Origin of the sequence: Mesorhizobium sp. M0152 (genome assembly GCF_040322415.1) — a bacterium.
Classification (GTDB): domain Bacteria; phylum Pseudomonadota; class Alphaproteobacteria; order Rhizobiales; family Rhizobiaceae; genus Mesorhizobium.
On the sequence record NZ_JAMYTH010000005.1, the window covers coordinates 228,656 to 241,031 of the forward strand.

A 12,376-nucleotide genomic window follows, 5' to 3' on the forward strand; every position below is an offset into this window, starting at 1 on the left:
GCAGGAATGCCGGGCTTTATTCAGGCCAATCGACACTCATGGAGTCGGGCTTAAACCTAGCCTTAACGGCTTCAATAAATAGTAAAACAGCCTGAGCGAGCCCGACGGGCGCTCGCATGATCGCGTGGTCTCGACAAGGGCACCGGAGACGAAATGCCGCAAGACGTTCGCCACGAACCTGTCATCGCCGTGCTCCTGCCTTGCTACAATGAGGAGCTTACCGTCGCCGAGGTAGTGCGGCGGTTCCGTGAGACACTGCCGACCGCCACCATCTATGTCTACGACAACAATTCGCGCGACCTGACTGCGCTCAGGGCCCGCGCGGCCGGTGCGATTGTGGTTCGCGAACCGCGCCAGGGTAAGGGCAATGTGGTTCGGCGCATGTTCGCCGACATCGACGCCGACATCTATTTGATGGCCGACGGAGACGGCACCTATGCGCCGGAGGATGCGCCGCAGCTGATCAACACGCTGCTGACCGAACGTTGCGATATGGTGGTGGGCACCAGGCGCGGCATCACCGACGACGCCGGCAGGGCGGGCCATGCATTCGGCAATCGCATCTTCAACACGCTCTACAAGCGGCTGTTCGGCAGCGATTTCACCGACATCTTCTCGGGCTACCGCGTTTTCACCAGGCGCTTCGTCAAGAGCTTTCCCGCCGTGTCCGGCGGCTTCGAGATCGAGACCGAGATGTCGGTGCACGCCTCGCAACTCAAACTGCCGGTAAGCGAGATCGCGCTCGACTATGGCAGGCGGCCCGAGGGCTCGTCGTCAAAGTTGTCGACCCGGCGCGACGGCGCCAGGATCCTGTGGATGTTCGCCATGCTGATGAAGGAGACCCAGCCGCTGCGCTTTTTCGGTTCCTTCGCCGTGTTCTTCCTGGCTTCGAGCCTATTTCTGATGGCACCGGTGCTGGTCGAGTTCGCCGAAACCGGCCTCGTCCCGCGCATGCCGACCTGGGTGCTGTCGGTCGGCCTGCTGCTTCTATCGACGCTGGCGGCGGTGACCGGGCTGATCCTCGATTCGGTGTCGCGGGGCCGGGCTGAACAGAAGCGTATTTTTTATCTCTCCATGCCTTCGGGCCGTGTGGAACGGCGCAACCACCGAGGTGAGCCCGTGGTGGTGAAACCGCAACCGGGCAAGACGCCTCGCGCGGCCTGAACGATGCAACGCATCGCCCGCTTCTTCCTTGCCGGCGGGCGTCGGTTTCGCGGCCGATGCCGCAGCGCTCCTGGCTGCTGCTGGCGATCACGGAGGCCGCTCGTCGCCCGCATCTTGTCTATCGGCTTTGCCCTCTGCAGCACCTGGCAGATCAACCGCCAGCTGACCTTCGCGCCTTCGCGGCACCGTATGGCACAAGAGGGTGCGCGCTATGGCGGCGTCGGCGTCGCCACCAACATCGTCAACTATCTCGTCTATTCGGCCACCCTGCTCGCCATGCCGGCGCTGCCACGGCTCGCCGCCTTTGCCGTCGCCTCGCCGGTGGCATGACGCCGTCTTTCCTCGGCTATTCCAGGTTGGTCTTCGACCGTTAGCGGCCTGGCCCGATTGGCAGAAGCCACCCGGTTCCTTATATCGCTGTGGTCGACTGCGCTGGGGACCTGCCATGAAGCTGAAAATCGCCGTCCAGATGGACCACATCTCCACCGTGTCGATCACCGGCGACACCTCGTTTGCGCTGTCGCTCGAAGCACAGCGGCGCGGCCACCTTCTGTTTCACTACACGCCCGACCGGCTGTCGATGCGCGATGGCAAGGTGTTTGCCCGCGTCGAGGAGATGCAGGTGCGCGACGAGAAGGGCAACCATTATTCGCTGGGCGAGAAGGTTCGCACCGATCTGTCGGAGATGGACGTCATCCTGCTGCGTCAGGATCCGCCCTTCGACATGAATTACATCACCACGACGCATATTCTCGAGCGCATCCATCCCAAGACGTTGGTGGTCAACGACCCGGCGTGGGTGCGAAACAGCCCGGAAAAGATCTTCGTTACCGAGTTCCCCGACCTGATGCCGGAAACCCTGATCACCAAGGATCCGCTGGAGGTCGCCGCGTTCCGCAAGGAGTTCGGCGACATCATCGTCAAGCCGCTCTACGGCAATGGCGGCGCCGGCATCTTCCATCTGCTGGAGGCCGACCGCAATCTCGCCTCGCTGCTCGAAATGTTCGGCCAGATGTTCCGGGAGCCGTATATCGTGCAGCGTTACCTCAAGGACGTACGCAAGGGCGACAAACGCATCATCCTGATCGACGGCGAGCCGGTCGGCGCCATCAACCGGGTGCCGGCCGAGCACGATTCCCGCTCCAACATGCATGTCGGCGGCCGCGCTGAAAAGACCGAGCTGACAGAACGCGAACGCGAGATCTGCGCCCGCATCGGCCCGTCGCTGAAAGAACGAGGCTTCATCCTGGTCGGCATCGACGTCATCGGCGACTACATGACCGAGATCAACGTGACCTCGCCGACGGGCGTGCGCGAAGTCAGCCGCTTCGGCGGCGCCGACATCGCCGGCCTGTTCTGGGACGCCGTCGAGGCGAAGCGGAAATAGCCGTTTTCATTTTGTCTTAACCATGTTCCGGTTTTGCAACCGGGCATACCTCGCCTACAACCCTTGCGCTCACCTGTTCCTGTAATGTTCTTGCTTTGGCCGGAAAATTATGATTGTCTCTGCCAACGGGCCTTCAAGGGCTGATCGAACGGGCTGGGGCAGGCCCATATCCGGGGTTGCAAGATGGTGGCGCGGGTTCGCACGGTCGCTTTCCAGGGCATAGAGGCCGTGCCGGTCGACGTGCAGGTGATGATCGCACCCGGCAAGGTCAACATGCACATCGTCGGTCTCGCGGACAAGGCGGTGGCCGAGAGCCGTGAGCGGGTGCAGGCGGCACTGCATGCCTCCGGCCTGTCGATGCCGTCGAAGAAGGTGACCGTCAATTTGGCTCCGGCCGACCTGCCCAAGGAAGGCAGCCACTATGATTTGCCGATCGCGCTTGGCCTGATGGCGGCATTGGGCGCTATTCCCGGCGATATGCTGGCCGGCTATGTCGTGCTTGGCGAATTGTCGCTCGACGGCACGATTGCCGCCGTCGCCGGCGCCTTGCCGGCGGCGATCGGCGCCAATGCCGAGGGCAAGGGGCTGATCTGCCCTTTCGCCTGCGGGCCGGAAGCGGCCTGGGCGGGGCGGGAATTCGATATTCTGGCGCCGCGCAGCCTGATCGCCATCGCCAATCATTTTCGTGGGACGCAGGTGCTGTCGCGGCCGGAAGCCGGCATCCACGCGGCGGCACGCGACCTGCCCGACCTCGCCGATATCAAGGGGCAGGAAACCGCCAAGCGGGCGCTGGAAGTGGCGGCGGCCGGCGGGCATAATCTGCTGATGGTCGGCCCGCCAGGGTCGGGAAAATCGATGCTGGCGCAGCGGCTGCCGTCGATCCTGCCGCCACTGGCGCCGAAGGAGTTGCTCGAAGTCTCGATGATCGCCTCGGTGGCGGGAGAACTTGGCGAGGGCAAGCTGACCGACCGGCGGCCGTTTCGCGCCCCGCATCATTCGGCCTCGATGGCGGCGATGGTCGGCGGCGGCATTCGCGCACGGCCGGGCGAAGTGTCGCTGGCGCATCACGGCGTGCTGTTCCTCGACGAGTTCCCCGAATTCACGCCGCAGACGCTCGATGCGCTACGCCAGCCGCTGGAGACCGGCGACTGCATGATCGCGCGCGCCAACCATCGCGTCACCTATCCGGCGCGCATCCAGCTGGTGGCGGCGATGAACCCGTGCCGCTGCGGCATGGCCGGCGAGCCGGGCTATCGCTGCCTGCGCGGCGAACGCTGCCGCACCGACTACCAGGCGCGCATTTCAGGCCCGCTGCTCGACCGCATCGATCTCAGAATCGAAGTGCCGGCGGTCTCGGCCAGCGACCTGATCCGGCCCGACCGGGCGGAGAAAAGTGCCGATGTGGCACTGCGCGTGGCACGCGCCCGCACCATCCAGCGCGAACGCTTCGAACGGCTCGGCGCTACCCGGGCCACCACCAACGCACATTGCGCGCCGTCGGTCATCGAGGAGATCGCGATGCCGGATGCCGCCGGCCTGTCGCTGCTCAAGGACGCCAGCGAAAAACTCGGCTTTTCCGCCCGCGCGTATCATCGGGTGCTGAAGGTGGCGCGGACACTGGCCGACCTCGAGGCCAGCGAGACGGTTGGACGCATCCATCTGGCGGAAGCTATTTCCTATCGCATGAGCTCGGAGCGGATGGCGCAGGCGGCTTGACGGGAGGTGAGGCGATGCGACGTGCGGCAAGATCCTCGTGATGGTCTTGACAAATCCTGTGAGGGCTATCTCGCGCGCTGTGACCACGCGGGGATCCAGCGATGAGCACTCGCATCCAAGACATGAGAAATCTCGGACCAGCCATGGCGCGGATGCTGGCGGAAATCGAGGTCCTCTATGAAGGGCATTTGCGCAATTTAGGCGCGGTTGAAGCCTATTACCGTCTGAAATTCCGATTCGGACAGCACATAACGATCAACGCACTCTATGCGATGGAGGCGGCGATCCGCGGCTGTGACTGGCGGGCGCTTTGACCGCGAAACCAAGGAACATCTGCGTCGGCAGGTACGCTAGAGCAATTCCAGGAAAAGTATGAAACGGGTTTCCCGGGAAAAGCGCATCGCTTTCCGTAGGGAAATTGCGTAAAAACAAAGAGATAGAGCGGTTTGGCGTTTCGGTGAAACGGTGAACCGTTCTAGACCCCTTTCTGCTTCGCTTTCAGCTCCAACCGCCGCGCGTGCAGCACCGGTTCGGTGTAGCCATTGGGCTGGACACGGCCCTTGAAGACCAGGTCGCAGGCGGCGAGGAAGGCAATCGAATTGTCGAAGTCGGCGGCCATCGGCTGGTAGAACGGGTCGCCCTCGTTCTGGCGGTCGACGATCGCGGCCATGCGCTTCATCGTCTCCATCACCTGGCCGTCCGTGCACACGCCGTGATGCAGCCAGTTGGCGATGTGCTGCGAGGATATGCGCAGCGTGGCGCGGTCTTCCATCAGCCCGACATCGTTGATGTCGGGCACTTTCGAACAGCCGACGCCCTGGTCGATCCAGCGCACGACATAGCCCAGAATGCCTTGCGCGTTGTTGTCGAGTTCGCGCTGGATCTCGCCCGGAGTCCAGTTCGGCCGCACGGCTACCGGCACCGACAATATGTCGTCGAGCTTGGCCTTGGGCCGGCTCTTCAGCGCCGCCTGGACGGCGTGGACATCGACCTTGTGGTAGTGCGTGGCATGCAGCGTCGCCGCCGTCGGCGACGGCACCCAGGCGGTGTTGGCGCCGGCCTTGGGATGGGCGATCTTCTGTTCGAGCATCGCCGCCATCAGATCGGGCATCGCCCACATGCCCTTGCCGATCTGGGCGTGGCCGGCCAGGCCGCATTCGAGCCCGACGTCGACATTCCAGGCCTCGTAAGCGGAAATCCAGGCAGCTTGCTTCATGTCACCCTTGCGGATCATCGGGCCGGCTTCCATCGAGGTGTGGATCTCGTCGCCGGTGCGGTCGAGGAAGCCGGTGTTGATGAACACCACGCGCTCTTTCGCCGCGCGGATCGCTTCCTTGAGGTTGACGGTGGTGCGCCGTTCCTCGTCCATGATGCCCATCTTGATGGTATTCCTGCCCATGCCGAGCAGGGCTTCGACACGGTCGAAGATCTCGACGGCGAAGGCGACCTCCTCCGGCCCATGCATTTTTGGCTTTACCACATACATCGAGCCGGCGCGGGAATTGGCGCGACGTCCCTTCGGTCCGACGTCGTGCAGCGCGATCAGCGCCGTCAAAGCGGCGTCCAGGATGCCTTCCGGCACTTCGCTGCCGTCGCGGTCCGTTATCGCCGGATTGGTCATCAGGTGGCCGACGTTCCTGACCAGCATCAGCGAGCGGCCGGGCACGGTCAGCGTGCCGCCGGCGGGCGCTGTGTAGGAGCGGTCCGGGTTGAGCTTGCGGGTGAACGTCTTTCCGCCCTTGGTGATCTCTTCGGCAAGGTCGCCCTTCATCAGGCCGAGCCAGTTGCGGTAGACGACGACCTTGTCTTGCGCGTCGACCGCCGCGACCGAATCCTCGCAGTCCTGGATGGTGGTCAGCGCCGATTCCAGGATGACGTCGGCGATCCCTGCCGGATCGGTGCGGCCGATCTGGTTGTTGCGGTCGATGACGATCTCGATGTGCAGCCCATTCCTGACGAGCAGCACGGCATCGGGATTGGCCGCGTCGCCACGGTAGCCCACGAATTGCTTGGGGTTGGCCAGCGTCGTGGAGCCGGCGCCGGCGCTCAGCCGCAACGCACCGCTGGTCACCGACAGACCGTTCACCCCGGCCCATTTTCCCAAGGTCAGCGGGGCGGCCTCATCGAGAAAGGTCTTTGTCCAGGCGACGACCTTGGCGCCGCGCGCGGGGTTGAATCTCCCGCCCTTTTCGGCGCCGTCCGTCTCCGGAATGGCGTCGGTGCCGTAGAGCGCATCATAGAGCGAACCCCAGCGCGCATTGGCGGCATTCAGCGCATAGCGGGCATTCATCACCGGCACGACCAGCTGCGGCCCGGCGACATCGGCAATCTCGGGGTCGACGTTTTCAGTGGTGACGCTGAAGGCCGGGCCTTCAGGGACGAGATAGCCGATCTCCTTGAGGAAAGCCTTGTAGGTCTCCATGTCGACGGGCGCGCCATTGTCGCGATACCAGCCGTCGAGTTTTTCCTGCATGGCGTCGCGCTTGGCCAGCAGCGCGCAGTTCTTCGGCGCGAGGTCGTGGACTATGACCGAGAAGCCGTTCCAGAACGCATCGGCCGCGATGCCGGTACCAGGCAACGCCTCGTTGACGACAAAGTCATGAAGTTCGCGGGCGATCCGCAATCCGGCGATTTCGACGCGATCGGTCATCAGCTTGTCTCCAGACGATAGGCTCGGGCGGGCGTTTGGCATGTTGGGTTTGCAGGGTCAATTCGGCTTAAGGTGAAGGGAACGTTTAGGCAAGGTTGGCAGAGCTGCCGGGTCTCCCCCCTCGTGGGGAGATGGCCGCAGGCCAGAGGGGGTCGGTTCGACCGGGTACGACCTCTTGCGGCTGTCGGAAGCCGGCGCTCGACGTGAGACGACCCCCTCTGTCGCCTTCGGCGACGCCCCTCAAGGGGAGAGATCGCTAAACCGCAATGCGCGGCCTTCCCGAGGCCACCGCCACCACATGCGCCTCGATGAACATGCGCTGGGCTTCGACCGTGGACACGCGGAACTCGGTGGCGACCTCGATCTCGGCGCTGTCGGTGCCGGCATCCCTGGCCCGCTGGGCGGCAATGGCCCGCACATCGGCCTCGGCCGCCGCGATCGCCGCCGCCTCGTCGAGGAAGTCGCGCACCGTTTCACCCGAGGCAAGACGAAACAGCCCTTCCTTGGGCTGACTGACCCGCGCCTCGGCCGACACCCTGACCTGACCGACGACGGCGCCGAGCGCATTGGCGACGTCGGTATCCTCAGGCACCACGCAGTCATTGCCGATCAGCGGCGGCAGGCCGGCATAGTGCAGCGGGGCGGAAGCGCCAAGGCCGATAAGCGGCCGGTCGAGCGCGACGCTCAGCCGGGCGATGCCGGGGTGCGCGTCGACGGCACGCTGCACCAGCGCGTGCGCCACGGTCGCCGCGCCATCGAGCCCATCCTCGGCAAAGGCGGTTTCGAGGATCACTTCGGCCGACCAGCGCGTCAGCGTCACCAGCACCCGCTCCGAGAGCGCCTCCGGCGAGGCGGCGATCGGCTGGCCACGGCCGTCGCGCCTGCGGGCGAATAGTTCGGCGCCCAACCGAGCGGCGGCAGGATCCCAGTTCGCCTGCTTGCCCAGCACATGGGCGGCGTCCGACGGGGTGAATCCGGCTATATGCACCAGGCCGCGCGACACCAGCCGGTTGAGCGTCGCGTTCTGCGCGTTCGAGGTGAGTAATTTGTCAACGGCAAGCGGGACCGCGCCGATCACCTCGTAAAGTCGGGCTTCAGCCCCAGTGAGGCCGGCGGCAAGCCGCTCCGGCACGCCGGTGCGAACCGCGAAGCGGCCATCCATGCGGCCTGGGTTGGGCGCGCGCAGCTGGCGTTCGAGTTCGTTTGTGACCGCCTTGCCGTGCGCCATGCCAGCCAGCGCCAACGGCACCAGGCGGCGCGGCCCGAGCAGAATCTTCGGGTTGAGCGCGCCGTCCTCCAGCGCCACCTCGGAATCGCCGCCGAGGCCGAAGGTGCGCATGGCAACGGCCTCGACCATGGTGCGGAAACCGCCGACAGTGGCGCCTTCCGGGTCAAGCCGGGGGCGGCCGTTGTCGAGCACGGCGACGTCGGTGGTGGTGCCGCCGATATCGGAGACCACGGCATCGTCGAGCCCGGTCATATGGCGGGCGCCGACCAGGCTGGCGGCCGGGCCGGAGAGGATGGTCTCGATCGGCCGCTGGCGTGCAAATGCCGCCGATACCAGCGCGCCGTCGCCACGCACCACCATCAGGGGGGCCACGATGCTGCGCGCCTCCAGAAAGCCTTCGGTAGCCGCAACCAGCCGGTCGATCATCGAGATCAGCCTGGCGTTGAGCAATGTCGTCAATGCCCGGCGCGGGCCGCCAAGCTTTGCCGACAATTCGTGGCTCGATGTGACCGGCAGGCCGGTCTTTTCGCGGATCAGCTCGCGCGCGGCGATCTCATGCGCCGGATTACGGGTGGCGAAATAGGCGCAGACGGCAAAGCCGGACACCGAGGCGCCGAGTTCCGGCAAGGCGGCCTCCAGTCCGGACAGATCGAGCTTGGCGGCATTGCCGTGCACGTCGTGGCCGCCGGGGCAGAACACCACCGGGTCGGTGCCGAGCGCGGCCTTCAGCCCGTCGCGGGCGAGGTCGCCCTCGGAAAAGCCGATCATCACCAGCGCCACACGGCCGCCCTGGCCCTCGACGAGTGCGTTGGTGGCAAGCGTGGTCGACATCGAGACCAGCTTGATCGCCGCGGGATCGGTGCCGGCTTTTTCGAGCACCGCGCCGACGGCGCCCGAAATGCCGACGGCCAGATCATGCCGCGTCGTCAACGCCTTGGCCTTGGCCAGCACCTTGCCCTTGTTCGGTCCGTGCTGCGGACCCTCGGTTTCGGACCACAACACGGCATCGGTATAGGTGCCGCCGGTGTCGATGCCGAGGAAAAGGGGGGTTGGCTTGGTCTTGGCGGTCATTGCTCTTGGCGGTCCGATTTACCTGCCCAGCCCCTTAGCCGATACGGAGCGAGCGATAAAGCCGCGAGCGCTGGGCCAAGGGAGGAGTTCGATCTCCCCCGCGAGAGGGAAGATCGGCAGCCTCGGCCGTGGCGTCAACTTACGCGACGAACCCCACCTTCTTGTGCGTGCCATCGCAAAACGGCTTGTTGGCCGAATGGCCGCAGCGGCACAGGAACGTGCGTGTCGTGCGCTCGACCGTGTGGCCTGTGCCGGTGACGATTTCCAGATTGCCTTCGAGTTTTAACGGGCCGTTGGTGGTGGGCGTCACTTTGAGCGGCCCATTGCGCGCGTCGAGCGCCGGCGTGTCCTTCAGCGCCGGTTCGCCGGTGGCGGTGAAACCCGATTTGTTGTGGCTGCCGTCGCAGAACGGCTTGTTTTCCGAGGCGCCGCAGCGGCAGAGCGTGGCGCGATAAGATGTCGAGCCGTCGAGCATGATTTCGGCATGCACGGCAAGCGGGCCGTTTTCCCGCAGCCGCACGGTGTTGACCACAGGCGGTTTTTCCTGTGGCCCGCCATCCTTGCGGACATAGGTGATGGCGCCGGAGGGGCAGCTTTCGGCAATCGCGACGATCTTCTCGACGCTTGCCGCGTCGGGGTGGATCCATTGCCCCGGCGCGTTGGGCACGAAGACATGCGGGTCGCCGAGCACGCAATTGCGCGAATGGATGCAGCGCCGCCCCGAAAAGCCGACATCGATCTTCTCGCCTTCGACGGTGCCGGCCATTGCGGTTGATCCTTTCGCCTGAACCACATCCCGCCCGAGCAGGCACGATGTGCTTTGGGTATTTGCCCTTGTACAGGCTATGGCGCAGGCAGGAAAACCGTCAAGCTGGCAATCCGATCAGGGGACCAGATTGATTTCCTCCGTCTCGCCGCCGCTGCAAGTATAGCAGCAATCATCGCATTTTTCCTTATTGCCTGGACCGACGCCCCAATAGGTGCCTTCGTCGCCGTCGACCCAGGCGCCGTAGCAGATGGATTCGCCTTCCTCGCAGGAGATCGGCAACTGCTTGGTCTCGCCGTCATCGAGGTAGAAGTCCTTGCCGTCACCCGGCCAGACATAGTCGCGGTCCTGGCTGTAGAGTTCGACGCGCATGGCATTGGGATGGCTGTTCTTGACGGCAAAGGTAACGTCGCCCGCATGCGCCGCAGGCGTGACCAGCATGATGAGAGACAGCGCGGCCAACGTGCGGCGCGCATAAGCGTAAGACATGACAACCCCCTGAAACAAACGGCCCACCCGGCCGCGCGACGAACATCGCATGCTGCGGGCGGCCGCTAAAGGGATGATTGCGACAATCCCCCGACTGATTTTGGGGGTATCGGCATGCCATTTTTCCTTCTCCTTGTGGGGGAGAGCAGGAAGCGCCCCGTCACGGCACCAGATCGATCGTCTCGGTAGAATGTTCCACGCAGATGAAGCAGCAGGTGTCGCAGGGCTGGTCGTTGTCCGGCCCGACACCGGCGGAGATGCTGTCGTCGCCGTTGACCCAGGCGCCGTAGCAGATGTGCTCCCCTTCATTGCAGGACAGCGGCACCGATTTCTGCGAGCCCGGATCGATCAGGAACACCTTGTCATCGCCCGGCCAGACCGTTTCGCGGTCGCGGCTGAACAGCTCGACCGCAACCGCTTGCCTGCGCAGGTTCTTGACGAAGAAAGCCATGTCGGCGGCCTGCGCCGAAGTGGTGAGGACCAATGCCGAAAGCACAGCCATGCGAAACAGCGTCACGGTCGGACCTCCCGAATCATTCGGGGAGAATCGCACGGACGTCCCCAACTGGGAAGGCGTCCGCCTACCTGCGCCTGCCTGGACCGCTCCGCGCGAACATATAATGGCCGGCACGGATCGAGGCAGAGCGCGGGCCAGCTATTCAGGTTAACGAAGTCGTAAGTGGTTGCTTAACAGTTCGTGGCTATGTCACGGCCCGGGGGGCCTGACAAAGTGAGCATGATGAGCAACAGCCCTGAAAAGCGCAGCGAATGGCGCGCCATTCTTCATGTACAGGCCCGCGTCGCCGTCCTGTTCGTACCCGTCGTTGCCAGCCTGCTGATCATAGCCGCACTTGCCGGCAACGAACGCAAATCAGTTCCTGACGTCGACCGGACCGTTACCGGGTCGATAAAGTAGGCAGAGTCGCTGCCCGAATTCTGATCGGGTGCTTGCACGGCCGAGAACCCGCGCGACGCCAGGGATGATCGCGCAAGGCAACGGCGGGATGCCGACGATCAGGCAAAGAAAAGCCCGGGCGAACCGGGCTTTTTCTTCTTGGTCTCTGAACCATCGAGCGGCTCGAAACGGGAATTTGGTGCCCAGAAGAGGACTCGAACCTCCACTCCTTGCGGAACACGGACCTGAACCGTGCGCGTCTACCAATTCCGCCATCTGGGCTGGTGCGGGCTCAATAAGCGGGCAAGTCCCTACTGTCAACGCGCTTTTTTCACGCGCTTTTTTCAAACGCGTCGCCGAGCGTCGGCTCAGCCTTCCAGCACTTCTTTCGAAGCCACGGTGGAATCGGCGTTGAGCGTGTAGATGACCGGCACTCCGGTGCCGAGTTCCAGCTTGACGATCTCCTCGCCCGACTTGCCGTCCAGCGCCATGATCAGGGCGCGCAGTGAATTGCCGTGCGCGGCTACCAGCACGGTGCCGCCGCGCAGAACATGCGACTGCATGTCATGCAAATAGTAGGGCCAGACGCGCGCGCCGGTGTCCTTCAGGCTTTCGCCGGCGGGCGGCGGCACGTCGTAGGAGCGGCGCCAGACATGCACCTGCTCCTCGCCCCATTTCTTGCGGGCATCGTCCTTGTTCAAGCCGGAGAGATCGCCATAGTCGCGTTCGTTCAGCGCCTGGTCGCGGATGGTCTTCAGATCGCTTTGGCCGACCGCGTCGAGAATGTGCTGACAGGTTTTTTGCGCCCGGATCAGTGCCGAGGTGAAGGCGATGTCGAACTTCAGGCCGCGTGCCTTGAGTTTTTGGCCGGCGGCCTTGGCCTCGGCGTGGCCCTGCTCGGTCAGGTCGACGTCGCGCCAGCCGGTGAACAGGTTCTTCAAATTCCATTCGCTCTGGCCGTGGCGCACGAGCACGAGGGTTCTCGACATGTTTGCTCCCTTCAGATTGGC

Annotated in this window: 12 protein-coding genes and 1 tRNA gene; 6 read left to right on the forward strand and 7 right to left on the reverse strand. The window is 64.3% G+C overall.

Going from position 1 to position 12,376, the window contains the following annotated elements:
• The first annotated feature begins 153 nt into the window (after positions 1 to 153).
• From NKJ26_RS08125 to NKJ26_RS08145, 5 genes are all read left to right on the forward strand, one after another.
• On the forward strand, positions 154 to 1,164 hold the full coding sequence (locus NKJ26_RS08125; protein WP_352603292.1) for a glycosyltransferase: 1,011 nt from the start codon (positions 154 to 156) through the stop codon (positions 1,162 to 1,164).
• 3 nt (positions 1,165 to 1,167) lie between these two features.
• Positions 1,168 to 1,494, forward strand: coding sequence for a GtrA family protein (locus NKJ26_RS08130; RefSeq protein ID WP_352694858.1), 327 nt, complete (start codon positions 1,168 to 1,170; stop codon positions 1,492 to 1,494).
• 115 nt (positions 1,495 to 1,609) lie between these two features.
• Positions 1,610 to 2,551, forward strand: coding sequence for a glutathione synthase (gshB, locus tag NKJ26_RS08135; protein ID WP_352694859.1), 942 nt, complete (start codon positions 1,610 to 1,612; stop codon positions 2,549 to 2,551).
• Positions 2,552 to 2,734: 183 nt separating this feature from the next.
• Positions 2,735 to 4,267: a YifB family Mg chelatase-like AAA ATPase gene (locus NKJ26_RS08140; protein ID WP_352603288.1), complete on the forward strand. Its 1,533-nt coding sequence runs from the start codon at positions 2,735 to 2,737 to the stop codon at positions 4,265 to 4,267.
• A 101-nt stretch (positions 4,268 to 4,368) separates the two neighbouring features.
• Positions 4,369 to 4,581 carry a TfoX/Sxy family DNA transformation protein gene (locus tag NKJ26_RS08145; protein ID WP_352694860.1) on the forward strand — a complete coding sequence of 71 codons (213 nt, stop codon included), beginning with the start codon at positions 4,369 to 4,371 and terminating at the stop codon, positions 4,579 to 4,581.
• A 161-nt stretch (positions 4,582 to 4,742) separates the two neighbouring features.
• On the opposite strand, the gene NKJ26_RS08150 is transcribed toward NKJ26_RS08145, so the two are convergent.
• The 5 genes from NKJ26_RS08150 to NKJ26_RS08170 all read right to left on the reverse strand — a co-directional run bounded on the left by NKJ26_RS08150 (position 4,743) and on the right by NKJ26_RS08170 (position 10,988).
• Positions 4,743 to 6,917 (reverse strand): malate synthase G, encoded by a 2,175-nt coding sequence (locus NKJ26_RS08150; RefSeq protein ID WP_352694861.1) that lies wholly within the window; start codon positions 6,915 to 6,917, stop codon positions 4,743 to 4,745.
• Between the two features lie 256 nt (positions 6,918 to 7,173).
• Positions 7,174 to 9,216, reverse strand: a complete 2,043-nt coding sequence (locus tag NKJ26_RS08155) for a hydantoinase/oxoprolinase N-terminal domain-containing protein (protein ID WP_352694862.1) — start codon at positions 9,214 to 9,216, stop codon at positions 7,174 to 7,176.
• Between the two features lie 139 nt (positions 9,217 to 9,355).
• Positions 9,356 to 9,982 (reverse strand): CDGSH iron-sulfur domain-containing protein, encoded by a 627-nt coding sequence (locus NKJ26_RS08160; RefSeq protein ID WP_352694863.1) that lies wholly within the window; start codon positions 9,980 to 9,982, stop codon positions 9,356 to 9,358.
• A 117-nt stretch (positions 9,983 to 10,099) separates the two neighbouring features.
• Entirely contained in the window at positions 10,100 to 10,471 is a 372-nt protein-coding gene (locus NKJ26_RS08165) for a hypothetical protein (RefSeq protein ID WP_352606802.1), read from the reverse strand.
• Between the two features lie 160 nt (positions 10,472 to 10,631).
• Positions 10,632 to 10,988, reverse strand: a complete 357-nt coding sequence (locus NKJ26_RS08170) for a hypothetical protein (protein ID WP_352694864.1) — start codon at positions 10,986 to 10,988, stop codon at positions 10,632 to 10,634.
• A gap of 222 nt (positions 10,989 to 11,210) precedes the next feature.
• Between NKJ26_RS08170 and NKJ26_RS08175 the strand changes: the two genes are divergently transcribed.
• The gene (locus NKJ26_RS08175) at positions 11,211 to 11,387 is read left to right on the forward strand and encodes a hypothetical protein (protein ID WP_352694865.1); all 177 of its coding nucleotides are present in this window, start codon (positions 11,211 to 11,213) and stop codon (positions 11,385 to 11,387) included.
• Between the two features lie 176 nt (positions 11,388 to 11,563).
• Here the strand turns inward: NKJ26_RS08175 and NKJ26_RS08180 are convergent.
• A tRNA-Leu gene (locus NKJ26_RS08180) sits at positions 11,564 to 11,648 on the reverse strand.
• A gap of 86 nt (positions 11,649 to 11,734) precedes the next feature.
• Positions 11,735 to 12,355 (reverse strand): 2,3-bisphosphoglycerate-dependent phosphoglycerate mutase, encoded by a 621-nt coding sequence (locus NKJ26_RS08185; RefSeq protein WP_027026907.1) that lies wholly within the window; start codon positions 12,353 to 12,355, stop codon positions 11,735 to 11,737.
• Between the last annotated feature and the right edge of the window lie 21 nt (positions 12,356 to 12,376).

Excerpts from the sequence above, each read along its gene's own strand:
- NKJ26_RS08175 (WP_352694865.1), top strand. The coding sequence starts at position 11,211 with ATGAGCAACAGCCCTGAAAAGCGCAGCGAATGGCGCGCCATTCTTCAT.
- NKJ26_RS08130 (WP_352694858.1), top strand. The coding sequence starts at position 1,168 with ATGCAACGCATCGCCCGCTTCTTCCTTGCCGGCGGGCGTCGGTTTCGC.
- NKJ26_RS08140 (WP_352603288.1), top strand. The coding sequence starts at position 2,735 with ATGGTGGCGCGGGTTCGCACGGTCGCTTTCCAGGGCATAGAGGCCGTG.
- NKJ26_RS08165 (WP_352606802.1), bottom strand. The coding sequence starts at position 10,471 with ATGTCTTACGCTTATGCGCGCCGCACGTTGGCCGCGCTGTCTCTCATC.
- NKJ26_RS08125 (WP_352603292.1), top strand. The coding sequence starts at position 154 with ATGCCGCAAGACGTTCGCCACGAACCTGTCATCGCCGTGCTCCTGCCT.
- NKJ26_RS08155 (WP_352694862.1), bottom strand. The coding sequence starts at position 9,216 with ATGACCGCCAAGACCAAGCCAACCCCCCTTTTCCTCGGCATCGACACC.
- NKJ26_RS08145 (WP_352694860.1), top strand. The coding sequence starts at position 4,369 with ATGAGCACTCGCATCCAAGACATGAGAAATCTCGGACCAGCCATGGCG.
- NKJ26_RS08150 (WP_352694861.1), bottom strand. The coding sequence starts at position 6,917 with ATGACCGATCGCGTCGAAATCGCCGGATTGCGGATCGCCCGCGAACTT.
- NKJ26_RS08185 (WP_027026907.1), bottom strand. The coding sequence starts at position 12,355 with ATGTCGAGAACCCTCGTGCTCGTGCGCCACGGCCAGAGCGAATGGAAT.
- NKJ26_RS08160 (WP_352694863.1), bottom strand. The coding sequence starts at position 9,982 with ATGGCCGGCACCGTCGAAGGCGAGAAGATCGATGTCGGCTTTTCGGGG.
- gshB (WP_352694859.1), top strand. The coding sequence starts at position 1,610 with ATGAAGCTGAAAATCGCCGTCCAGATGGACCACATCTCCACCGTGTCG.